This window comes from Novosphingobium endophyticum, from assembly GCF_014640675.1.
Classification (GTDB): Bacteria; Pseudomonadota; Alphaproteobacteria; order Sphingomonadales; family Sphingomonadaceae; genus Novosphingobium; species Novosphingobium endophyticum.
In genome coordinates this window covers 66,096-87,691 of record NZ_BMHK01000011.1, presented here as the reverse complement: position 1 = coordinate 87,691, position 21,596 = coordinate 66,096, and the positions used below count along the sequence as shown (strand labels likewise).

At 63.3% G+C, this 21,596-nt stretch carries 19 protein-coding genes; 10 read left to right on the top strand and 9 right to left on the bottom strand.

Translation table 11 applies throughout. From position 1 onward, the window contains the following. Positions 1-137 precede the first annotated feature (137 nt). Positions 138-803, top strand: coding sequence for a FadR/GntR family transcriptional regulator (locus IEX32_RS10020; RefSeq protein ID WP_229736295.1), 666 nt, complete (start codon positions 138-140; stop codon positions 801-803). 10 nt (positions 804-813) lie between these two features. On the opposite strand, the gene IEX32_RS10015 is transcribed toward IEX32_RS10020, so the two are convergent. From IEX32_RS10015 to IEX32_RS09990, 6 genes are all read right to left on the bottom strand, one after another. After that, positions 814-1,266: a PaaI family thioesterase gene (locus tag IEX32_RS10015; RefSeq protein WP_188771036.1), complete on the bottom strand. Its 453-nt coding sequence runs from the start codon at positions 1,264-1,266 to the stop codon at positions 814-816. Positions 1,267-1,270: 4 nt separating this feature from the next. Further along, positions 1,271-2,263, bottom strand: coding sequence for a fumarylacetoacetate hydrolase family protein (locus IEX32_RS10010; RefSeq protein WP_188771034.1), 993 nt, complete (start codon positions 2,261-2,263; stop codon positions 1,271-1,273). A 19-nt stretch (positions 2,264-2,282) separates the two neighbouring features. Beyond that, complete coding sequence (locus tag IEX32_RS10005) at positions 2,283-3,176, bottom strand: ABC transporter substrate-binding protein (RefSeq protein ID WP_188771032.1); 894 nt, start codon at positions 3,174-3,176, stop codon at positions 2,283-2,285. Between the two features lie 2 nt (positions 3,177-3,178). Then, positions 3,179-4,315, bottom strand: a complete 1,137-nt coding sequence (locus IEX32_RS10000; RefSeq protein WP_188771030.1) for an FAD-dependent oxidoreductase — start codon at positions 4,313-4,315, stop codon at positions 3,179-3,181. 124 nt (positions 4,316-4,439) lie between these two features. After that, positions 4,440-5,183 carry an SDR family NAD(P)-dependent oxidoreductase gene (locus IEX32_RS09995; RefSeq protein WP_188771027.1) on the bottom strand — a complete coding sequence of 248 codons (744 nt, stop codon included), beginning with the start codon at positions 5,181-5,183 and terminating at the stop codon, positions 4,440-4,442. A 22-nt stretch (positions 5,184-5,205) separates the two neighbouring features. Then, the gene (locus tag IEX32_RS09990; protein ID WP_188771026.1) at positions 5,206-6,795 is read right to left on the bottom strand and encodes a bifunctional 3-(3-hydroxy-phenyl)propionate/3-hydroxycinnamic acid hydroxylase; all 1,590 of its coding nucleotides are present in this window, start codon (positions 6,793-6,795) and stop codon (positions 5,206-5,208) included. A gap of 274 nt (positions 6,796-7,069) precedes the next feature. On the opposite strand from IEX32_RS09990, the gene IEX32_RS09985 reads away from it, so the two are divergent. The 3 genes from IEX32_RS09985 to fahA all read left to right on the top strand — a co-directional run bounded on the left by IEX32_RS09985 (position 7,070) and on the right by fahA (position 10,998). Continuing rightward, positions 7,070-8,284: an MFS transporter gene (locus IEX32_RS09985; protein ID WP_188771024.1), complete on the top strand. Its 1,215-nt coding sequence runs from the start codon at positions 7,070-7,072 to the stop codon at positions 8,282-8,284. Between the two features lie 111 nt (positions 8,285-8,395). Next, positions 8,396-9,706 carry a homogentisate 1,2-dioxygenase gene (gene hmgA / locus IEX32_RS09980; protein ID WP_229736294.1) on the top strand — a complete coding sequence of 437 codons (1,311 nt, stop codon included), beginning with the start codon at positions 8,396-8,398 and terminating at the stop codon, positions 9,704-9,706. Further along, the gene (gene fahA / locus IEX32_RS09975) at positions 9,703-10,998 is read left to right on the top strand and encodes a fumarylacetoacetase (RefSeq protein ID WP_188771022.1); all 1,296 of its coding nucleotides are present in this window, start codon (positions 9,703-9,705) and stop codon (positions 10,996-10,998) included. The genes hmgA and fahA overlap by 4 nt, the downstream gene beginning before the upstream one ends. A 3-nt stretch (positions 10,999-11,001) precedes the next feature. On the opposite strand, the gene IEX32_RS09970 is transcribed toward fahA, so the two are convergent. From IEX32_RS09970 to IEX32_RS09960, 3 genes are all read right to left on the bottom strand, one after another. After that, positions 11,002-11,637: a TetR/AcrR family transcriptional regulator gene (locus IEX32_RS09970; protein ID WP_188771020.1), complete on the bottom strand. Its 636-nt coding sequence runs from the start codon at positions 11,635-11,637 to the stop codon at positions 11,002-11,004. Between the two features lie 84 nt (positions 11,638-11,721). Beyond that, positions 11,722-12,639, bottom strand: a complete 918-nt coding sequence (locus IEX32_RS09965; RefSeq protein ID WP_188771018.1) for an NAD(P)H-binding protein — start codon at positions 12,637-12,639, stop codon at positions 11,722-11,724. An 83-nt stretch (positions 12,640-12,722) separates the two neighbouring features. Continuing rightward, positions 12,723-15,116, bottom strand: a complete 2,394-nt coding sequence (locus tag IEX32_RS09960; RefSeq protein ID WP_188771016.1) for a TonB-dependent receptor — start codon at positions 15,114-15,116, stop codon at positions 12,723-12,725. A gap of 354 nt (positions 15,117-15,470) precedes the next feature. Here IEX32_RS09960 and IEX32_RS09955 point away from each other — a divergent pair, with 354 nt between their 5' ends. The 6 genes from IEX32_RS09955 to purU all read left to right on the top strand — a co-directional run bounded on the left by IEX32_RS09955 (position 15,471) and on the right by purU (position 21,595). Then, positions 15,471-15,956, top strand: a complete 486-nt coding sequence (locus tag IEX32_RS09955; RefSeq protein ID WP_188771014.1) for a hypothetical protein — start codon at positions 15,471-15,473, stop codon at positions 15,954-15,956. 35 nt (positions 15,957-15,991) lie between these two features. Continuing rightward, complete coding sequence (locus IEX32_RS09950) at positions 15,992-16,792, top strand: SDR family NAD(P)-dependent oxidoreductase (protein WP_188771012.1); 801 nt, start codon at positions 15,992-15,994, stop codon at positions 16,790-16,792. Positions 16,793-16,883: 91 nt separating this feature from the next. Continuing rightward, positions 16,884-18,170 carry an oxidoreductase gene (locus IEX32_RS09945; RefSeq protein ID WP_229736293.1) on the top strand — a complete coding sequence of 429 codons (1,287 nt, stop codon included), beginning with the start codon at positions 16,884-16,886 and terminating at the stop codon, positions 18,168-18,170. Positions 18,171-18,218: 48 nt separating this feature from the next. Next, on the top strand, positions 18,219-19,367 hold the full coding sequence (locus IEX32_RS09940) for a Rieske 2Fe-2S domain-containing protein (RefSeq protein WP_188771007.1): 1,149 nt from the start codon (positions 18,219-18,221) through the stop codon (positions 19,365-19,367). Positions 19,368-19,373: 6 nt separating this feature from the next. Next, entirely contained in the window at positions 19,374-20,747 is a 1,374-nt protein-coding gene (locus tag IEX32_RS09935) for a glycine cleavage T C-terminal barrel domain-containing protein (protein WP_188771005.1), read from the top strand. Further along, positions 20,744-21,595: a formyltetrahydrofolate deformylase gene (gene purU / locus IEX32_RS09930; protein WP_188771003.1), complete on the top strand. Its 852-nt coding sequence runs from the start codon at positions 20,744-20,746 to the stop codon at positions 21,593-21,595. The genes IEX32_RS09935 and purU overlap by 4 nt, the downstream gene beginning before the upstream one ends. Position 21,596 lies beyond the last annotated feature (1 nt).

The window sequence follows — 21,596 nt, the reverse complement described above, 5'->3', positions numbered from 1 at the left end:
TGTCATCCTCAAAGACTGTCGCTTGCATTCGCGACCATTACTGAACCCTTCGTATCGTTTTATGGCCTGAAGTCAATCTGCATTTTAATTTGCATCAATCTGGTAATTAATGCATTCCTGCGCCGCAGGAGACAGAGTTGACCATCGCTGACGCGCCATTTGACCGGCTTTGCCACATCATCGAGAGCCACGAGCGCGAGGGAACTATGCGCCTGCCGCCCGAAGCGCGCCTCGCCGAAACAGTGGGCGTGACGCGGGCGCGCCTGCGCACCCTGCTCAAGCGGGCGGAGCGTGACGGGCTGATCTGGCGCCACGTGGGAAAGGGCACTTTCGCCGGTTCGCGGCCCATAGTCAGTGAAGATGCCGCCCGCGCCCTTTCCGTCAGCGCGGATGACCTGTTCGACGCACGGCTCCTCCTCGAACCGCAATTGGCGGCACAGGCGGCCCTCCATTCGACCGACCGCGACATCGCGGCGATGTACGAAGTGCTCGACGCGATGGTCCGCGCAGGCTCGTTCCAGGAATGGAAGCGGCTCGATGCGCGCCTGCATCGCCTGATCGCCATGGCGACGCAGAATGCCCTGCTCCTGATGCTGCACGAATCGCTGCACGTGCCAATCCGCGTCGGGATCGAAAACCGGCTGGAGGAAGTCTTCGACGCACCGCCGGTGCCGCGCGTTTCCACCAACGAGGAACACCGCGCGATCGTCGATGCCATCGCCGGTCGCAATGCCCCGCTGGCGCAGCAGCTGATGCGCGACCATATCGGATCAGTGCGCGACCAGCTTTTCGCCACTGCCTGACGTTTCGCCGTCAGGCAGTGGCGATGACGGCCAGCGACGACGTTGCCGTCGCCAATACCTTGTCGTCCCCGTCCATCAGGCGCGCGTGGGCAAAGGCGACCCTGCGACCCATCCGTTCCACGCTCGCCTTCACGTAAAGCGTGCCGACAAAGCCGGGGCGCATCAGGTTGACGTTCAGCGAGATGGTGGAGCACGTCTGCCCGGGTTTCAGTGCCGAAAGGACAGCGACCGCCATCGCGCTGTCAAGGAACGCGGCAAGCGTGCCGCCGCTGACGACACCGTTGCCTTGGGCCGTGCCCTCGCCCGCCTCGAAAGATACCAGCACGTCGCCCGGCGTTCCCGAGACCAGTATGGCACCCATCGTTTCGAACGCGGCGTTGCAGGTCAGCGGCACGCCCGTTTTCCCGCCAGCCACAGCATCGGCAATGAAGCGGCGTGTTTCGTTGTCGGGCGCGTCGGTCAAGCGATCACGCTCCTTCCGCGACGCAGCGTATGCGCTGCGCGCCAAGCCCGTCGATCTCGCCCACCATCAGGTCGCCATCCCGCAGGAACCTGTTGTAGTGGGTGCCGTTTCCGGCCGGCGATCCGGTGCAGATGATGTCGCCGGGCATCAGCCGTGCATAGCGGGTGATATATTCGATCTGCCGGGCGATATCGAACATCATGTCGCCCGTCGTTTCGTTCTGCATCAGTTGCCCCTCTACGCTCAGCCGGATGCCGAGGTCGTAGGGATCGGGAATGAACGCGGCAGGCACGATGTAGGGGCCGAACGGCAGGAACCCGATCATGCCCTTGCCGCGCAGCCAGTCCGAACCCAGCAGCTTGTAATCGGTGCGCGGGATCAGGTCGCGGGCGCTGACGTCGTTCACCATCGCATAACCGGCAACGCAGTCCATCGCGTCCTCTACCGACACCTGATACGCTTCCTTGCCGATCACGACGGCCAGTTCCAGTTCCCAGTCGGGCTTGGTCGTGACCTTGGGCAGGACGAGCGTGTCGTTCGCCCCCGCAATGCTCGAAAACGGCTTGGTGAAGACATAGGGATCGCCATTGGCCAGGCGGTCGTCCATCATCTTCTCGGCCCACTCGCGAAGCTCGTCACCTTCCAGCCCTTGCGGCCCGGAATTGGTGTCGATGGTGAGATGAACGACGTGCGTGCGATAGTTCGCGCCCGTGCAGAAAATTTGCCGCGGTTCGGCAGGCGGGTGATAGTGCACGGCATCGGCAGCATGCCAGTCGATCCCGTTCGTCGCTTCGGCACCGGCGGCGATTGCGTCCAGTTCAGGCAGCAGCCCGCCCCAGTCTTCCAGCAACGCCATAAGCGTGGTGCCCGGCGCGATCGCCGTATTCCCTTGCGCCGCGACCAGCCTGTCCAGCGTCGCGACCTTGTCGCCAAGAACCATGGCCGCCGTCTTGGCGCCGCCATCGACCGAAATTGTTGCCAGGGCGTATCGTGTCATCGATCAGGTCTTCCGTGCCTTAAGAAGCTGCCGCAGACCGTTGTGCGACTGCGCGCAGCAACCGGTCGTCCCGCAGCGTGTTGGGATCGTCGCTTCCGCCCGGAAGGCCAAGCCTGCCGCGCTGTTCGAAAAGGATTTCAATACCCTTGGCAGAGGGTTCGAGCGTATCGGCGACAAACCCCGCCATTCGCGCGGCGATGGCGGCCGGCAGTCCATTCGCCTCCAGCAAATTCGTCGCTGCCGCCGGATCGCGACGGCACTCTGCCCGCGCCCGGTCCAGCGCGCCAAGCCAGTCGGCAAGCGCCTCTTCCTTGCTGGCAACGACATCGCCGCGCACGACGATGCCCTGGCCGGGAAACCCGGGAAATGCCTCACAAATCTCGGCCAGACGGACCATGCCCATGTCGATGCCCCGTTCCACGAAAGGCGGGCCAAGCAGGGTGGCCGCGCCATCCCCCCTCACCAATCGCTCGAACCGGTCGACTACGCCGCCGGCTTCCACCACGTCGCAAGCCGCGTAGTCGATTCCCGCATCGGCCAGAATGGCATGTAACGCGATGACGAACCCGTTCTGAGCGGAATCGACCAGCAGGCGCGATCCGGCAAGATCGGCGATGCCTTTCGTACCGGCACGCGCCATCAGCGTCAGGCCGGTGTCAGCTTCGATCTGGGCGACGATGCGCAGATCCTCGCCACCGGGCCGTCGCCGCCACATGATGACATTGTCCATCGCCGTGACGGCCGCATCGGCCTTGCCGTCACGCAAAGCCTCGAACTGCTCGTCGGAAGATTGTGTCTGCGTGCCCACGACTTCCAGCCCGGCACGGTCGAGGTATCCCTTGTGGGCGGCCACAGTCTGGATCGTCGGCGGCAGAAACCAGATAACGTTCAGGCTTGCCGGCGTTGCCCCCACGATCAGTAATCCTGCGCCAACAGCTTGAAGCTGTCGACCATGATCCGCGTACCTTCGGCGCCGTCCTTGCTTCCCTCTTTCTCGATATCGCAGATACGGCGCGAGTTGCGATAGACGATCCCGCACCGTTCCTGCCGGCGCACGCTGTAGGCGTTTAGCGCATCGTCCACATCGTCGTTGTCGCGCAGCTCCTGCGCCAGTACGACAGCATCCTCGATCGCCATGCCGCCACCGGACGTCAGCTGCGGCGTAAGCGAATGGGCGGCATCGCCCAGCAGCACGACACGCCCCTTGTGCCAGGGCGCGGGCATCAGCAACACATCGAACGGGCGATAGCTGACGTGCCAGCCTTTGTACATCAAGGGCAGGAGATCCCGAACTTCCGGTACTTCGAAAACTGACAGCCGCTCGGACAGCATGTCGGCCGCCTTGTCGGCCGAAACGCGAAGCGGCTCTGCCGTCGATTCAAGCAGGAAGTAATAGGCAAGGTCGGGCGCGAGCGGCAGGAAGCCGGTCGACTTGCCGTCGGGGTTGCGGAACATCGTGAACCCGTCCAGCGTCTTGGGCCGCGGCACCGTGAACCGCCAGACGCCCTGCCCGGCATATTCCAGCTTGTGCTCGTCGCCGAAAACCATCCGGCGGATCTGCGAATAGGCACCGTCGGCGGAAACGACCACATCGCCCCGGTCGCGCACCCCGTTGGTCAGTTCGACCGTAACGCCGGTGCCGTCCTGTTCAAGTGACGCCACTTTCGTCTGGTAGGTGATTTCCACGCCCAGCGAGAGCGCTTCCTGCGCGAGGATTTCCGCGAATGTGGTGCGCATGATGCCCATCGCGCCCGGAACGCCGGGCCGCTTGGGCCACGGCATGTCGACGCGGCTTATGATCTCGCCCGTCAGGCCATTGCGATTGGTAATCGTCTCCCACGGAAAACCCTCGGCCTTGCACTGCTCCAGCAGTCCGGCCTCCTGCAAGGCAACAAGTGCGTTGTGCTGCAGGTTGATGCCGGTGCCGAGCTGGTCCTCCCGCCGGGCCGCCTCGATCACATGGACCGCGTTGCCCTGCCGGCGCAGTGCGACGGCGGCGACCATGCCGCCGATTCCGCCACCGACAATGAGAACGCGCCTGTCATTTGCCATCGTGATCCATCCTCGTCCGTTGCGCCCTGAACGCGGCTTCAAACCGCCGGTTCGGGCATTTGCTCATCACTTAAACTATACGATGCGTTTCGTAAACCCTGCAGCTACCCGCCACGTGTCATTTTCACACCAGGAAGCGGCCGCCGTCGCAGATGATGCGGGCACCGGTAGTGGCCGTAAGGTGGGTGATGCAGGCCATCACGGTGCGGGCCACATCGTCCGGCTCGACGACGCGCTTCAGCGGTGTCTTGGCCGCAATTGCCTCAAGCGCGGTCCGGTCGCGTCCGGCGACGAAATCGGTGGCGACGGCACCGGGGGAAACGGCAAGTACCCGGATTTCAGGGCCCAGAGCGCGGGCGAGCGACAAGGTCATCGTGTCCAGTGCTCCCTTGGAAGCGCAATAACCGACGTTGCTGCCGCTACCGGTGAAGCCAGAGATCGAGGATATGTTGACGATGACCGCATCGCCGCTCGCTTTCAATGCGGGGGCGAAGGCGCGGATCGTGGCGAAAGGGCCCTGCACGTTGCTGGCCATGATCTCGTCGAGCAGGGCATCGTCCAACCCGTCGAGATCCGCATGCGGAACCGGACGGGTGGTGCCCGCGGAGTTGACGAGGATATCGGCGCGGCCATGCCCAGCCAGCACGCCTCCGGCCGCCTCGACCACTGAGTCCGGCTGGTCGACCGCGATCCGGAAGACCGAATGGCCTTCGCCCGGCAGCGATGCGCGTAGCGCTTCAGCCCGTTCCACTCCGCTGTTGTAGCCGATGGCGACTGTTGCCCCGCCGTCCGCCAGCATGCGTACGGTTGCGGCACCGATGCCACTGCTGCCGCCGACGACGATGGCGACACGTCCTTCGAGATTCATCACTGTTCCTGCTCCATGGATGTCATGCCGCCCGCGCACTATCGGCAAGACCGTGGATGACGACGATGTCACGGACCATGCGGCCTATTTCGGAAGGCGCGCTCGCCGCGCCATAGGCATAGCGGTCGGGGCGCACGATGGCGGCAGTCGCGTCATTGCGATCGAGCCATGTCCGGATCAGCCCCTCCGCGTCGGCCAGCGATCCGGCTCCGCGCGGGGCTGCGCCGTCACCGACGAGCAGCCGCACACCGCCAATGGCTTCCCAGGCTGACGTCAGTTCGGTTCCAAGCTCGAGCATTGCCGGATCGTGAGAGACGATCAGGAACTCGGGCGGAACTATGTCGTCCATTAGTGAGGTGCCGCCATCGCCGTCGCGGATCCGCGGTTGCACGAACAGGTCGCCCGCTGCTGCGGAAAGGTTGTCGAGCATGCCGCCTGCAAGGCGCGGCACGAACGCCTGCCTTTCCGTCGGCGCCGCACCCGTGCGCAACTGCTCGCCCAAAACCCTGTCCCGTTCGGCAGCCGCTGCCGGATCGAGTTCGCCGATGATCAGGCCGAATTCCTTGGCATGGCGGATGATCTGCGCAACGTGCGGCTTGCGTTCGGTCTCGTAAGTGTCGAGCAAGGCGGGATCTGCGCCGCGCAGCACGACTTGTGCCAGCTTCCAGGCCAGATTGCCCGCATCGCGCATCCCCGCGCAAAGTCCCTGCGCAAGAAACGGCGGGGTGGTGTGTGCCGCATCGCCCGCGATCAGCAGGCAACCGTTGCGCCAGCCATCGGCCACCGCCGCGCTGAAGCGATAGACCGCGCTGCGCCAGATCGACAGGGCATCGATATCGGCAAACTGCGACAGGAGTTCGCCGACGCGCGCTTCTTCGCGATAGCTCGCCGGGTCTTCACCGGGCAGCAACTTGATTTCCCAGCGCCGCAAATTGCGCGGTCCGACAACGTAAGTCGCCGGTCTTTCGGGCTGGCAATATTGGGTTGTCTTCTTCGGCAGGTCGATCTCGCCCGTCAGCCACGCGTCGAGAACGACCCACCATTCGGCAAAGTCCATCCCCTCCATCGCAAGGCCTGCGGCTTCGCGAACCATGCTGTTGGCACCGTCCGCCCCGATGACCCAGGAGGCGCGGAACGAGACTTCCTTCCCGTCGCGGTCGACACCCGCCACGGTTGCCCCATCGGCGTCCTGTGTCACACTGGCGATATTCACGCCGCGCATCGCGGTCAGCGTCGGGCACCGGTCCATCGCCCGCGCCAGCGCCTCTTCCAGTTCCGGCTGGATGAACATCACGTTCGGCGCCCAGCCGAGTTCGAACGGCGGCGCCTTCGGATCGAACAGCTTGATCAGTTGCCCGTCAACGCCGATGAAATCGGTTCCGGTATGCGGTGTCACAGTGTCGAAAAACGCCGCCTCCATGCCGCAGAACTGCAGCACGCGAAGCGCTTCGTGATCGAGCACGATCGCCCGCGGCTTGTCGAATATGGCGAGCTCGCGGTCTACGATCGCGACGCTCATTCCGGCGCGCGAACAAAGGCACGCGAGTGTCGCGCCGACCGGCCCCATCCCCACGATCACGATGTCGTACTTGCCGACCTCGGCCACTGCCATCTCTCCCCTTCCGGCCGCATCCAGCGCTCGCCCAAACTTTCGATCCGCTAAGTATCGGTATGATGGCAATATGGCAAGTCAGACAGGGTATGAGACGGACATTTTAGCTGTAGTCCAGTGCACATTTCAGCCGTTAAAGCGTATTTTCAGTAACAAAATGGCGTCCTGACGCTTCCGCCTTGTTACGAAACCATACGTCGCCTAATATCGCTGAAACCGCGAACGGTGCCGGATCCGGCAATCGATTCGACAAACCGGAGGGGGAAGACAGTCGGTGACAGGTGCCACACGGGATTTCCGCCGAGAATTCGGCGCTGGCTGGCGTTACCTGCTGGGCGCGTTCGTCGGCATTGGCGGCGGCTTCGCCTCGCTCTATTTCTATTCGGCGGGCCTGTTCATCAAGCCGCTCTCGGCTCAATTCGGATGGTCGCGTCAGGAAGCATCGCTGGTCGCGATTGCCTTCATGGTCGGCAATGTCTTCGCGCTCCCCTTTACCGGCAGGCTGGTAGACCGGTTCGGCGAAGCGAAGGTCGCTCTCTTGTCCAGCTTCGGGCTTGCCGCGACGTTCGCCATGCTTGGCCTGTTCACCAGCAACCTGGTGACGTTCCTCAGCTTCACCCTTTTGCTGACACTCGTATCGGCGGGCACGAATTCAGTGAGCTACAATCGCGTGGTCGTGCGCCATTTCGTGGCCAACCGCGGGCTGGCTCTCGGCCTTGCACTGATGGGTACGGGCGTAGGTGCCATCGTCCTGCCGCCGGTGCTCGGCCCTTACATTGCGACGCACGGCTGGCGCGCGGCCTACCTCGCGCTGGCCATGGCGACACTCGTGCTGAGCGGCATCGCGTGGCTCCTGCTGCGCGAGGCGCCGGACAAACGCAGTGCGCATACCGCGCGCGAACCGCTGCCCTTCGCAAAGATCCTGCACAACCGCTTCTTCTATTCGGTTAGCGCGCTGATCTTCCTCTCCTCTACCGCAGTGCTGGGCACGACGCTGCACCTGGTACCGATGTTGACCGACCGCGGCGTCAGTGCCGTCGAAGCCGGCGCGATCGCTTCCGTACTCGGCATGTCCGTCATCGGGGGAAGGCTTGTCGCAGGCGTTCTGCTGGATCGCTGGGACGCGGGATGGGTCACGTTTCTGCTTCTCACTTTCGCAGCGCTGGGCGCACTGATGCTACGCATCGACAGTCCGGGCCTTGCCATCGCCGGTGCGGCCCTGATCGGCTTTGGTGTAGGGACCGAAACCGACCTGCTGGCATACCTTCTGGGCCGGCGGTTCCCGATTAAAGGCTTCAGCAGCGTCTACGGCTCCATCTTCGCAGTGCACGCTTTCGGCGCCGGGATCGGCGGCATGGCTGCGGGCGCGCTGTTCGACGCGACGGGAAGTTACGAATCGTGGCTGGGCGTGGCAGCGGGCGGTCTGTTCGGTGCCGCCCTGATCGCCTTTGCGACAGAACGCGGCGCGGTTCCGGTCGTGGCGGGGTGAGCGAAAACGTGCGACGGGATGGACATTTCGATCCGTCTCGTCTACTAATTACGCAGGTCGATGGACCAGGTATGCATGCGCGCCGAACGAGCGCCCGACGAGGGATTTGCGATGACCATTCAGGACAAGATGCAGCATTCGGCAATCGTCGAAGGGTATATGAGCGGTTTCGGTAACGAGTTCGCGACCGAAGCCGTGTCGGGCGCCCTGCCGATCGGCCAGAACTCGCCCCAACGTGTCCCGCTCGGGCTCTATGCCGAACAGTTCTCCGGCACGGCATTCACCATGCCCCGCACCGAAGTCCGCCGGACGTGGTTCTACCGCATCCGTCCGTCCGCCGCGCAGTCGGCCTTTGTCCCCTTGGCTCATGCAGGGGTCGACGCGGACTATGCCAAGGCATCGCCCAATCGCATGCGCTGGGACCCGATGCCGCTGCTGCCCGGAAGCGACTTCATAGACGGCCTCGTCCCGATTGCCCGCACGATCGACGCGCCCGATTGCGGCATTTCGGCCTGGCGCTATGCCGCCGACCGGCCGATGCAGCGATCCTTCTACAGCGCGGATGGCGAAATGCTGTTCGTGCCGCACGAAGGGCAAGCCCGGTTCCGCACCGAATGTGGCACGCTGGACGTATCGCCGGGGGAGATCTGCGTCATTCCGCGCGGCATGAAGTTCGCGATCGATCCGGTGGCAGGCCCCGTACGTGGCTACATCTGCGAAAATCATGGCGCCGACTTGCGCCTGCCCGATCTTGGTCCGATCGGTTCGAACTGCCTTGCCAATCCGCGCGATTTCCTGACGCCTGTTGCCGCATATGACGAAGCGACCGGCGATCATGAACTGGTGGCCAAGTTCCAGGGCGCGCTGTGGACGACGACGCTGGACCACTCTCCGCTGGACGTAGTCGCCTGGCATGGCAACAACGTGCCGTACAAGTACGACCTGTTCCGCTTCAACGCGGTCGGAACGGTCAGCTACGACCATCCCGATCCTTCGATCTACACGGTCCTGACTTCGCCTTCTCCGGTGCGGGGTCAGGCCAACATCGATTTCGTGATCTTCCCGCCGCGCTGGATGGTCGCGGAAAATACCTTCCGCCCGCCGTGGTATCACCGCAACCTGATGAACGAGCTGATGGGGCTGGTGACGGGCGTATATGACGCAAAGGCCGAAGGTTTCACGCCGGGCGGCGTTTCGCTCCACCCCCGGATGAGCGCACATGGCCCGGACAAGGATACCACCCGCCGCGCGGAGGAAGCCGCGCTCGCTCCGCACAAGCAGGAAGGCACGATGGCCTTCATGTTCGAAACCCATGCCAACTTCGCCGCCAGCCTTGCGCCGGTCTGCGCCGCCGCACTGCAAGCGGACTATGACGATTGCTGGGCCGGTATCGAGGGGCGGTTCAGGGGCAACGCGCGATGATCGATCACACGCACGATCCGGCTGCCTCCAGTTGGGTTGAGGGTGCCGACACCCATGCCGATTTTCCCGTGCAGAACCTTCCGCTGGGGGTCTTTTCGACTGCGGGAACGGCACCGAGGACCGGCATTGCAATCGGCGATCACGTGCTGGATCCCAGCGCCGTTGCACCGCTGCTGCGCGGCAAGGGCGATGCCGCGTTGGCGGCAATCGATGGCGCGCGGACGCTGAACCCGCTGTTCGCACTCGAACCCGCCGCACGACGGGAGTTGCGCCATGCCGTGTTCGCCCTGCTGACGGACAAGGATCATGTCGCGCAATGCCAGGCCGCATTGATCCCCGCCGCACAGTGCACGATGCACTTGCCGCTGGCGGTGCGCGACTACACCGATTTCTATGCCGGGATTCACCACGCCCGCAACGTCGGTTCGCTGCTGCGCCCCGACAATCCGCTGCTTCCCAACTATCGCTACATTCCGGTCGGCTATCACGGCCGCGCCTCGTCCATCCGCGTGTCGGGCGGCGAAGTGCGTCGCCCCTCCGGCCAGTTGCGCGCGCCGGACAGCGGAGTTCCGGCGGTCGGACAGAGCCGGCGGCTCGATTACGAGGTTGAAATCGGTTTCTGGATCGGCGGGCAGTCGGAGCTTGGAGATCCGGTGCCCATCGGTCGGGCCGCATCGCGCATCGCGGGCCTGTGCCTGCTGAATGACTGGTCGGCGCGGGACATACAGGCGTGGGAATACCAGCCGCTGGGACCGTTTCTGGCCAAGAATTTCGGCACCACGGTTTCGCCCTGGGTGATCACGGCCGAAGCACTTGCCCCGTTCCGCGTGGCCCAGCCGCATCGTCCCGATGGCGACCCTTCACCCCTGCCCTACCTGAATGACGAAGGCGACCAACAGGCGGGCGCGCTGGCGCTGCGGATCGATGTCAGCCTGCGAACCCGCAAGATGCGCGATGCCGGGATCGAACCTGTACGGCTGGGCCGGACCGAGGCGACGAACCTGTACTGGACGCCCGCCCAGTTGGTGGCGCATCACACGGTCAACGGCTGCGATCTTGCTGCTGGCGACTTGCTGGGTTCGGGCACGATTTCGGGCGCAGAGGATGACGCATACGGCAGCCTGATGGAAATGAGTAGAGGCGGCACGCGATCCATCACCTTGCCGGGAGGCGAAACCCGCACGTTCCTTGAGGACGGAGACGAAGTGGTTCTGACCGGCACTGCGAACAGCAACGGCTTCCGATCGATCGGACTTGGCGAATGCCGTGCGACCATCGCGCCCGCGCGATGACCGTCAGGCGAAAGCGACGACCTTGTCGTTCTCGTCCAGGTGGATGCCGATAAGGCTCATCACCGAACGCGGATATTCGAGGATGAATTCATCGTCGATCGGCGCATGTCCCCACAGCAGCCGCATGTAGATCGGCGCGTAGAACATATCCATCAGCTGTTCGCTGCCCAGCCCTTCGGGCAAGGGATGCACCGCCTTCAGGTTTTCGATCACTTCGCGAACCACGGCGCGGCGACCGTAATGGAAGCGCTGGCGGAATTCCCGCATGATTTCAGGGTCCGACTGGCCTTCCGCCAGGATTTGCGCGACGATCCGGCCCGGAAAGCCGCGATACTGATCGGCCATCAAGCGCCAGTGCCGGATCAGCGCCTCTGCCGGATGGACGTCGTAAGGCATCGGCGTCTTGACGAGGTGGTTCTCGATGAAGGCATCGATGGCAACCGCGGTCTTCGAGCTCCACCAGCGATAGATGGTGGCCTTGCTGACCCCCGCCTCGCGCGCGATCGCTTCTACCGTGATGGATTGCAGGGATTCGTCCTGGAGCAGCGTGATCGTTGCGGAAAGGATCGACCGGCGCGTCGACTCGCTACGCGGTCGCCCGCCCCCTTTGCCTTTCCGTTCGGTCTCTTTGCCCTCCATATCGTCTCCACTACGGAGTGCCCGCGCACCGGTCAACTATATCGACCGACGAAACACACCATCCGTTTCCAAGGCAATCGAGGTTCATCCCCCGATGTGATTGTCGAGCAGTTCCGAAAGCGTGTGCGTACCGTCCATCTGCGGCAATTCGCGCGCGAGGAAATCCTCCAGCAGTTCGAGCGGGTGGCCCGCAAGCTCCTCCGCCACCGGCGTGACGAGGTCTCCGTCGCCCAGGCTGGTGGCCTTGTCGAAACTGACCAGCGTTTCGGCATGGCTGCGCGGCAGGCCAGCTGCCAGAAGGTGCACGAGGAACTCGTCAGGCGAAAGGTCGACCGTGATGATTTCGCGCGCCATCACATCGCCGGCAATCCGGGCGATATCGGGATAGGAATATGTGCGCGGGCCGGTGATATCGAGCACTGTGTTTTTCAGCCGGTCCGCCGCAAGCATTGCGCCTGCATCGGCATCGGCGCAGTCGCTGCGGGACAGGAAGGCATTGCGACCGCCCTGCGATGCACTGTGCCAGATGCCGGCCTGCACCGGCCCCGCCAGCATCAGCAGCACGTTTTCGGAATAGAGGAAATTGCGCAGGATCGTGTAGGTCATCCCGCTGGCGATGATGCGGCGCTCCATCGCGGCGTGTTCGGGCGCGACGGCAGATACCGACGTATCTGGGAACGAGTGCGAGGTGTAGAAGATATGCTCCACCCCAGCCGCCTTGGCAGCATCCAGCGCCGCAGCATGCTGCTCGACGCGCGCGCCCACCGATTGGGTGCTGATGAGCAGCATGTGCGTTGCGCCCGAAAATGCCTCGACCAGCCCTTCGGCATCGTCGAAGTCGGCCTTGCGAACCTCGACCCCCGCGGCGGCAAGGTCGGCAAGCGATGCCGGTGATCGCGTCGTTGCGATCACGCGCTTCGCACCGCGCCGCAACAGCGATTGCACCACCAGCCGGCCAAGGTTGCCCGACGCTCCGGTGACGAGATAAGTGGGTTCGTTCATCGGGCGATCTCCCGCTTTGAAAAGATGTGTCGGGCGCGGCGACGGCTGGCCCTGCGGCTGGCCCCGCCGCACCCGACCGGAAATCAGAACTTATAACCGGCGCGCAGGCCGTAAGTCCGCGGTGCCTGAAGGCGGACGAACAGCTGCCCCCCGGCGAAGTTATGCGGCTGGGAGAAGCCGACCGTCGCGTTATCCTCGATATTGTCGACGAAGCCGGCAATGTTGAAACGCCCATCGGCCGTGGTGAAGCGGACTTGCGCGCCAGAGGTGAAGAAGCCCGACTGGTACTGCGAAGGCAGAAGTTCGATGCCGGTATAGCTGCCGCTTTCGTACCGCGTGTTGAGGCTGACCGTGATGTCGCCGCTTTCGCCCAGCGGGATGCGCTGGTCGATACCGCCCTGCAGCGTCCATACCGGGGCCTTGGCCGGCCGGTTGCCGGTGCAGTCGACATAGAACGGCGCCCCGCCAGGCCCGCCGAACCCGCTGGCGCAGCCGGTATTGGGCGGCGTGGCGCTGCCGTACAGGAATTCCGTGTTGCGCGCGTCGAGATACTGGACGGTGCCGTTCACTTCGGTGTTCGACATGACCTGCGCCCTCATTTCGAGTTCCACGCCGCGGAAGCGCGACTTGCCGATATTCTCGGTCGCGAAGACGGGTGCGCCAAACACGGTGATGAAGTGGCTGACCTGCTGGTCCTTGTACTCCCACCAGAACGCCTCGAGATTCAGCTGAAGGCGATTGTCGAGGAACCGGTTCTTCGAACCGATGGTAAAGGCCGTGATCGTTTCCGGCTGGAACGAGTTGTTGGCCTGATCGGGCGTGTTGAAGAAACCGCCCGCCTTGTAGCCGGTTTCCACCGAGGCATAGAGCAGAGAGCGCGGCGCGACATCGTATTCCACCGCAGCGCGCCACGTCAGCTTCTTGAACGTTTCCTTGCCCCTGTTGGGGTTGGTCGTGATGGCCAGGAACGAGCCGTTCACCCCCTCGTACGCCAGCGGATCGCTGACATCGAAGGACACCGGCAAAGTCGGCGTTCCAACGCAGGTCGTTGCCGGACCGCCCTCGTAATTGTCGAAGAAGCCGGGGCAATAGACGTTCTCGACGACGTTGAGGTCGTTCGTCGACTTCTTGTCGATCGTGTAACGCAGTCCGCCGCTGATCCGCAGTTCGGGCGTAATGCTGTAGGTCAGGCGCGAATAGGCGGCATAACTGTCCACTTTCGGCGCAATCTCCGCATGGAACGAGGTATATTCGAAGTTGAAGTTATTCAGCGAATTCACCCGTTCGTTGAAGTAGAACAGGCCAAAGATGTACTGCAGGCGGTTCTCGCTGGGTGAAACCAGCCGCAGCTCGGCCGAAGTCTGCTTATCCTTTTCCTCCGTCAGGATGATCGGGCTGATCGGCGACAGGAAATCGAGGCTTGCCTCGCGGTATGAAGGAATGAACGAAACCGTGCCGAGCGAGGTTTCGAGGTCTGCCTGAAGGCGGACGCCCCAGAACTCGTTGTCCTGATAGGTATCGATTCCCTCGATCTCGTTGAAGGGCTGCAGGATTGCGCCGGGCAGCGCCGCGAAGCCCGCGACGTTAAAGGGGTAGGGCGCAGGGTTGATGACCCGTTCGTAAACGTTGGCCCCGGCGCGATCGTCCATCACGCCGATGCGATCGTCGTAATTCAGCCCTTCGACCGTCGAACCCGGCCCTTTACCGCCCTGGTGGGCGTAGTCGAAGCTGGCCGACAGGGTGAAGGTGTCGGAAACCTCGCTCGCCATCGTGACGCGGAACGCGCCCAGATCCTCATCGCCGGTACCGTCGGAGTAATATCCGTCACGGTTGGAAATAAGCCCCGCAATACGGACCGCCGTATTGTCGGAGACTGGCAGGTTGATCGCGCCATCGACCTTCCCGGCATTGTAGTTGCCATACGATGCGGTGATCGAACCCGATGTCTCGCCGATCTTCGGCTGTGCGGTGATCACGTTCACCGCGCCGCCGGTCGCGTTACGTCCATACAGGGTACCCTGCGGCCCCTTGAGCACTTCGACGCGCTCCAGATCGAAGAACATCCCCTGCACGCCAGTGGGGCGAGCGAGCGGTACACCGTCGATATTCACCACGACCGCAGGATCGCTCGATGCGTTGAGCACGAGGTTCCCCACGCCGCGAACGTAGAAGTTGGCAGCAGGCCCATAGACGGAATCGATATGGAGAGCAGGCGCGAGATTGGTCAGCTGTTGCGCGTCGGTCACGCCGGCACGGGAAAGGTCCTCGCTCGATACGGCGGTAATCGCGACCGCCGCCTTTTGCGAACTTTCGGCTCGCTTCTGGGCGGTAACGATGATTTCGGTCAGGCCGCCGGCATTGAATTGCCCCTCATCGTCAGCCGATTGCGCATGGGCTGGCATGGTGGCGACCATCGCCACCGAAGCCAAAGCCGTGGAGCACTTCAAGACAAATCGAACGTCGAATAGCGAGTTCATGCTCATCCTCCTCGTGTTGTACGCCCGACCGACATAGACACATCGTAGCCGGCGCTTTTTATTTGCGATGCATATACGACACGTCGAGTTTCGTTGTCAATTCGGATAACGATGCAAGCTCGAGGTCTTTTGCAAAATGCCTTACATTACATGTGTTTCCGTTGTTTTTTGTGCAAGCGCACAACGCAATCGCCCGATAAATCGGTACCGGATCAGCGATTGAGGCAAACCGTTATTGCACTTTTCGATCCTTGACGTACACTAATTTAATTCCTGCGCACGGAACAGAGTCGATGCGGGTCCGCAAGATCCGACACGGCCCCTTGCAGGAGAGGCGGGAAGGAGCGCAAAAGCATGCAATTTCAGGAAGTGCGTCGATACGTCCGGACCGAGACGACATTCAGCACGATCGGTTCGACTGTCGTGGGAATGGTGGTTTTCATGTTCGTCTTCGGCGTGTTCGAACCCGTACCCACACGCGGCATCGGCGCCTACGCATTCGATTTCCTGCCACAGGGGTTCATGACCGCGCTGATCTGCGCGGTGGCCGGTGGCGGCGTGACAAGGGTGCGCATCCGAAAGGGCGCGATCGCGCCGATGGCCGGACCTGTGCCGCGTATTTCATCCATCTGGGGCCGGGGCATAATCTACGGCCTCGCCGCGCTGACGTTGGGATCATTGCCGGTCGCAGCCGTGATCATGGCATCGGGCATCGACATGATGGACTGGTCGCTGGCCGTGACCGGCAAGATCGTGTTCGGCGCGGCCGTCGCCATGATCGTCACGCCGCGGGCGTTGCGCGACGCGCTGCGCGAACCCGCTCTGCAATCCGTCGACTGACGACAAGCCAATTCATCTATCAGGGACAATTTCACATGACCGATGCAACCAGCCTGACAGACAAGGTGGCCATCATCACCGGCGGTGCCGGCGGGATCGGCAGCGAAACGGCGCGGCTGATGGCCCGTCGGGGTGCCAAGGTGGCCGTAGCGGACATCAACCTTGCCGGCGCCCAGGAAGTCGCTGATGCAATCGGCGAACAGGCCATTGCCGTAGAACTGGATCTGGGGAGCGAAACCTCCATCCGGGATGCCGTGGCCAAAGTCGTCGAAGCCTTCGGCAAGATCGACATCCTGCACAACAATGCCGCGCTGGCCGGCCGTACCCTCGCCCTTGACGGTAGCATCGGCGACATGCCGACAGAGGTCTGGGACCAGATCTTTGCCGTCAACTGCCGCGGCACGATGTTGATGACCCGCGAATGCCTGCCCCACCTGATCGCGACGCAGGGTTCGATCGTGAACACCGTGTCGGGACTGGGCCTGCAGGGGCACGTAAGGCAGGCTGCCTATAGCGCGACGAAAGCGGCCATCATGCAGATGACGCGATCGATCGCCACGGCCTATGGCCCCAAGGGCGTACGCTGCAATGCGGTTGCGCCCGGCCTGATCCTGACGCCCACCACGGCCAAGGATTTCCCCGACCACTGGCGCCGCAATGTCGAGGCGGAAACGCCGCGCGGCATCGTGGGCGCGCCCGAGGATATCGCTGAACCGGTCGCGTTCCTTGCATCGGACGCGGCACGCAACATCACCGGCCAGACGCTCGCATCCGATGGCGGCGTCTCGATCCATGTCCCCGGATTCTCGTCCTATGCCAAGACGGCCTGGGACTGAGCGGAGGCAGTCGGCAAACCGGCTTGACTTTCGATACGACTAGTTCACTAATTGTAGCCCGCGCCGTCAGATGCGCAGGAGAGGAACCGTCATGGCAGACCAAGAACGCAACATCCTGAGCACGCCTTTCGTCCTGAACGGGCGGACGCTGGCCAACAGGATGGTCATGGGACCGATGGCCGCCAATTCCCCACGCGAAGACGGTGGCCCCAGCGAACAGACCATCGCCTTTTTCGAGGCGCGGGCGAAGGGCGGGGTCGGCATGATCATCGTCGGCGGCATGGTCGGCGCAGCCCGCGGCGTGGCCGAATGTCCGGTGGCAAGCGTGCTGCAGATGCAGGACCCCAAACACGTCGCCGATTTCCGCCGCATGACCGATGCGGTGCACCGCTACGACGTACCCATCGTGGCGGAAATCATGCCCGGCTTCGGCGTGATGGGCGTGCCCGCTGCCGACCGTCCCAATATCTCGGCCAGCGCACGCAGCGTGACCATTCCGGAAAAGGAGTTCCCGCGCGGCTTCATCGTTCCCGGCGGTCGCACAACCCCCATGGCGGTCGAAGCCACGATCGAGCAGATCAGGGCGTACGAACAGGAACTGATCGAAACCGCCGTCCTGACCGTCGAGTCCGGCTTCGACGGCGTCGAGGTTGCCGCTCACATGAGCTATTTCCTCTCCTCGTTCCTGTCTGCCCGTACCAACTGGCGAACCGACGAATATGGCGGCAGCGCCGAAAATCGCGCGCGCATGCTGGTCAACATCGTGGCGGGTATTCGCGCACGTGTTCCCGCGGATTTCATCGTCGGCCTGCGCATTACCGCCAATGACTACATGCCCGATGGTCAGGGCGCTCGCGGCTTTGCCGAAATCGCCAAACTGGTCGAAGCAGCGGGACTGGATTACGTCGCGCTATCCTGCGGCTGCTACGAAGCGATGAAGGCCAGCGCGCCCTCGGTCGACGGCGATCTGGTCGACAGCGGCGACGCGCGTATCTTCAAGGACCTGCTTTCGGTGCCCGTCCTGATCCAGGGCATCCACGATCCCGAACGCGCCGGAAAGGCGGTTGCCGAAGGGCACGGCGATCTTGTCATGCTGGCCCGCCCGATGCTGGCCGACCCGGACTATGCCCGCAAGGTCTGTGAAAACCGCCCTGAAGACATCGCGAAGTGCGTGCGCGACAACTTGTGCATGCGCCGAATGGTGTTCGGCATGCCGGTCCGCTGCGAAGTGAACCCCGACATGGGGCGCGAGGCACGCAAGGGCCTCCCGCCGGTAAACCGGATGCTCAAGGCACCGATCGAAAAGGCCGTCCTCGGCCTGACCGGATCGCCGTGGTTCATGGGCCTCGTCGGCAAGGTGATGCCCAAGTCCGACTGAGCCTTCGTTGTTCCGGATCGGGTGCATTACAATCAAAAGGAGCGCCGGATGAACGAGGCAAAGGAACTCGCGCAGGCCGATGCGGGCTTTGCAAAGCCCCGCCTGCCGATCGGCCCGGTCATGCCGGATGCCAAGGCCGATGCGGCGATGGGGCCGATGATATTCTCGGCATGGTATGTCATCGCGAAAAGCACTGACGTGGGCGATACCTTGACCCCGATCAGGGTGCTGGGCGAACCGCTGGTTCATTACCGCAAGGCCGACGGCACGCCTGTCGTCCTCGACGATCGCTGCGCTCACCGCCGGTATCCGCTGTCACGCGGCAGGCGTGTCGGCGATACCATCGAATGCGGCTATCACGGCTTTACCTATGAAAACAGCGGCAAGTGCATCTGGGCGCCGGGTGCCCCTGCCGATGCGAGCCTGAATTTCGGCGTCCGGGCCTATCCCTGCGCGGAACGGGGGCCATGGCTCTGGGTGTGGATGGGGCCACCGGAACAGGCCGACCCGCAGCAGATCCCGATGCCGGACGTGCTCGACCGGCCGGACGACACGGTCTGCGGCTACAAACTCAATCCCTGCAACTACCTGATGCTGATCGAGAATCTGCTAGATCTCAGCCATCTGCATTTCGTCCACGATGCGGCGGACCGCGACAGCGTATCCGTCGTCCCCGAAGAAGCGCCCGCGCCGCCCAACGGCGTGGCTTGGCGCAAGGTCGTGGAAGAAGCCGAGGTGCTGCTTGCCGCGCATTTCGCAGGCGGCGACCCGAAGCGCCGCGTACGGCAGGAAGACGGCACGACGCAGTTCGGCCCATCCCTCTGCTTCGGTTATCAGCGTCGGGACCCTTTGCCGGATGACGACACGCCGGTCGTACCCGCCCTCATCCAGATTGCCCATGCCGTTACCCCGCTGGACGAGAGGCAGACCCACCAGTTCTTCATGACGGTGATCAGCGACCCGCTCGTCGTCGAACCCGCGCAGATGCTGCACCTGTTGCAGGAAATCGTCTTCGAACAGGATGTCGAAGTCGTCGCCCAAGTTCAGGCCAATGTCGATGCAGACCGCCGACAGGGCCGCACCGAAGTGAACATGCCTTACGACCGGTTCGGCCTGCGCATGAGGCGCATCCTTGCCGACATGAAAGCGCGCGAGATCGACTACGCCGCTTCTTCGCATCCCGGAAACAGGATTTGACACGCCATGTACAAGTTCGACATCGACAGCTTCCGTCGCAACTTCCTGACGCAGCACGACCGGCCCGACCTGCCGTTCGGGCAGGAACGCCCGCCGGTTTTCACCTCTGCCGCCGCCGCGCAGGACAAGGTGAATGCCAGCCGCATCTGGCGGCGCTGGGGCGATACCTTCATCGCATGGCAATACGGCGAGTGGGTGGATGAAGCCTCCGCCGTGCATCGCACCGCGTTTCTGGGCGACTGGAGCGCGATTTCGAAAGTAATCTTGCGCGGCAAGGATGCGACCCGCTTCCTGATGCACATCGGCGTGGCCGATCTCACCCGCTTTCCCGTCGGTCGCCTGCGGCATTTCGTGATGACCGACGCGAGCGGCAAGGTCGCAACCGAAGGCGTGCTGGGCCGCATAGCCGAGGACGAATACTATTACACAGCCGGCGGCGGCGAATGGATCGTCTATCAGGCAGCGCAAGGCGACTGGGATGTCAGCGCACAGCTCGTCACGCCCGACTGGTTCATCTACGAACTGCAGGGCCCCGGCTCGCTCGACATTCTCGAACGCGCGATGGGCACGCGCCTGCGCGAGCTGGAATTCAACCACTGGTGCGCCGGGCGGATCGCGGGCGCGGATGTCCGCATCCTGCGCACAGGGATCAGCGGCGAACTGGGCTACGAAATCCACGGCTCCACCCTCCACGGAGCGGACGTGTGGGAGACGATACTCGAAGCCGGACTGCCCGCCGGTATGGAGCCGCTGGGCATGCGCTGCCAGGTTCTTTCGCATATCGAAGCGGGCATCGCGACGGCGGGTTTCGACTACATGCCGGCATCGATCGGCGGACCGGGCGGCTCGAACATCTCGGTTTCGGGCGGCGGCCAGCGGATTCTGGGCACTTATCGCTTCAACGGGGTGGAGGACCTGTTCCGCTCTCCGTTCGAACTCAACTGGTGTTCGCCCAAGGTCGTCGCACGCTGCGACTTCATCGGGGCAGAAGCGCTGCGGGCCGAACTCGACGCTGGCGGGCCGGCGCGGCGGCTGGTGGGGCTCGTCTGGGATACCCGAGACGTCATGGACGTATATGCCTCGCTGTTCGAAGATGGCGAGATCGCACCGCAGATGGACATGCCGCGGCGCTACGCGGCCGAATATCTGGCCGTTCATGCCGATGGCGCTCTGGCCGGTTGCGCAACGTCGCGGGTCTATAGTCCGAAATTGCGCCGGATGATCTCGCTCGCCGCGATCGATCGCGAGGCAGCAGCGCCCGGCACGGATGTCGAGGTTCTGTGGGGCACTTCGCCCGACAACCAGCGGATCGTGCGCGCGAGCACCATCGAACTCCCGTTCAAGCCGGACAATCGCCGCACGGACGTCAAGGCGCTGTGAAAACGGTCTATGTCCTCTCGCTGTCTTGCGACGATCGTCCCGGCCTTGTCGCCGGTGTCTCGACCGCCCTGTTCGAGGCCGGATGCAACATCCTGGAGGCGCAGCAGTTCGACGATGCGTCGACCGGCCGTTTCTTCATGCGCATCGCGTTCGAGGCGGAAATTGCGCGAAACGAACTGGAGGTGGTGCTGCAATCGCTGGCGACGCGGGATAGCTGGGAATGGGAACTGCGCGCACGGGATGAACGGCGCAAGGTGCTCATCCTCGTATCGAAGTTCGACCACTGCCTTGGTGACCTGCTCTATCGCACGCGGATCGGCGAACTGGCGATGGATATCATCGGCATCGTCTGCAACCATCCGCTCGAAGCGTTGCCGATCAGGGATTTCGGCACCATTCCCTTCCATCACCTGCCCGTGACGAAAGAAACCAAGGCGCAGCAGGAGGCACGCATCAAGGCGATCGTGGAAGAGACCGGCGCTGAACTGGTCATCCTCGCCCGCTACATGCAGATTCTTTCCGACGATCTTGCCCAGTGGCTGTCAGGCCGGTGCATCAACATCCATCACAGCTTCCTGCCCAGCTTCAAGGGTGCACGCCCCTATCACCAGGCCCATGCCCGCGGCGTTAAAGTGATCGGGGCGACGGCACATTACGTGACTGCCGATCTCGATGAAGGGCCGATCATCGCCCAGAACGTGGAACACGTCAGCCATGCCGACACGCCTGAAGATCTCGTCCGCAAGGGCCGCGACATCGAACGCCGCGTCCTCGCCGCGGCAGTCGGCAGCCACCTTCAGCAGCGCGTGCTGCTTAACGGAGCGACGACAGTCGTTTTCGGAGACTGAC

Coding starts and splice junctions, on each gene's coding strand:
- IEX32_RS09940 (WP_188771007.1), top strand. CDS start 18,219: ATGAACGAGGCAAAGGAACTCGCGCAGGCCGATGCGGGCTTTGCAAAG.
- fahA (WP_188771022.1), top strand. CDS start 9,703: ATGATCGATCACACGCACGATCCGGCTGCCTCCAGTTGGGTTGAGGGT.
- IEX32_RS09965 (WP_188771018.1), bottom strand. CDS start 12,639: ATGAACGAACCCACTTATCTCGTCACCGGAGCGTCGGGCAACCTTGGC.
- IEX32_RS10000 (WP_188771030.1), bottom strand. CDS start 4,315: ATGGCAAATGACAGGCGCGTTCTCATTGTCGGTGGCGGAATCGGCGGC.
- IEX32_RS09990 (WP_188771026.1), bottom strand. CDS start 6,795: ATGGCAGTGGCCGAGGTCGGCAAGTACGACATCGTGATCGTGGGGATG.
- IEX32_RS09995 (WP_188771027.1), bottom strand. CDS start 5,183: ATGAATCTCGAAGGACGTGTCGCCATCGTCGTCGGCGGCAGCAGTGGC.
- IEX32_RS09935 (WP_188771005.1), top strand. CDS start 19,374: ATGTACAAGTTCGACATCGACAGCTTCCGTCGCAACTTCCTGACGCAG.
- IEX32_RS09945 (WP_229736293.1), top strand. CDS start 16,884: ATGGCAGACCAAGAACGCAACATCCTGAGCACGCCTTTCGTCCTGAAC.
- hmgA (WP_229736294.1), top strand. CDS start 8,396: ATGACCATTCAGGACAAGATGCAGCATTCGGCAATCGTCGAAGGGTAT.
- IEX32_RS10010 (WP_188771034.1), bottom strand. CDS start 2,263: ATGACACGATACGCCCTGGCAACAATTTCGGTCGATGGCGGCGCCAAG.
- IEX32_RS09955 (WP_188771014.1), top strand. CDS start 15,471: ATGCAATTTCAGGAAGTGCGTCGATACGTCCGGACCGAGACGACATTC.
- IEX32_RS09970 (WP_188771020.1), bottom strand. CDS start 11,637: ATGGAGGGCAAAGAGACCGAACGGAAAGGCAAAGGGGGCGGGCGACCG.
- IEX32_RS09950 (WP_188771012.1), top strand. CDS start 15,992: ATGACCGATGCAACCAGCCTGACAGACAAGGTGGCCATCATCACCGGC.
- IEX32_RS09960 (WP_188771016.1), bottom strand. CDS start 15,116: ATGAACTCGCTATTCGACGTTCGATTTGTCTTGAAGTGCTCCACGGCT.